Origin of the sequence: Gilliamella sp. B2828 (assembly GCF_026537125.1) — a bacterium.
Lineage (GTDB): Bacteria > Pseudomonadota > Gammaproteobacteria > Enterobacterales > Orbaceae > Gilliamella.
Map to the genome: position 1 here is coordinate 1 of NZ_JAFNMU010000031.1, position 715 is coordinate 715.

1 protein-coding gene is annotated in these 715 nt (G+C 48.4%); it reads right to left on the reverse strand.

Annotated features, from left to right (window positions below; genetic code table 11):
* Positions 1–715: phage late control D family protein (locus J3U19_RS11435; protein WP_267346375.1), on the reverse strand; the 715-nt coding region annotated here is incomplete at both ends.

Genomic DNA, 715 nt, shown 5'->3' on the forward strand with positions numbered 1-715 from the left:
GCGGTAAAACGCAGTTCGTAAGCTTCGGTGCGGTTGCCTTGCCCTTCCACACTTAATATTATGACGCCCTCATCAATGTCCATCCATGGACTACCGTTAATCTGTATGCGTTGACCCGGTGTCAGATTGGCATGATTGCTTTTCCCGTGGATGATAGTTTGTTGACTGATGGCGTGTTCATGACGTATTCGCGCATACCAGTTACCACTTTCCACCGCATTGTCGTAAGGATTGTCGCTGTTATGATGGCTCTTGTCATTGTCATTGTCATTGTCATTGCTATTGTGATAATTGTTGTTATTGTCGTTATTGTTGTTATTGTCGTTATTGTTATTGTTGTTGTTATCTTCCTCTTCCCCGTCTTTCTCTGCCTGACCGTGTGTGGTCAGACCTTTGTAATGCTCATCATAACGGTAATCGGTGCCATAAGTGGTGGTGTCTTTCGGCTGGCTGTTGATTTCACCAACGAAACTGGCGTTGGCATCGCGGTAGTTATAATCCTGCACCTTAACCGAGGATTCGACGACCTGACTGCGCAAGGTGATGTCCCAGACACTTTCCCGTCCACCATCCAGGGTGCCACTGGGCGGTTGGTAACGGATATCCGACGCCTGCCCATACCCCTGCTCGTTATCACTGATGACCATCACATCACAATGATGCTCGCCATGCGTTTCAAACCGGAAATACACCCCCACATCCGCCAGCAGTCGTT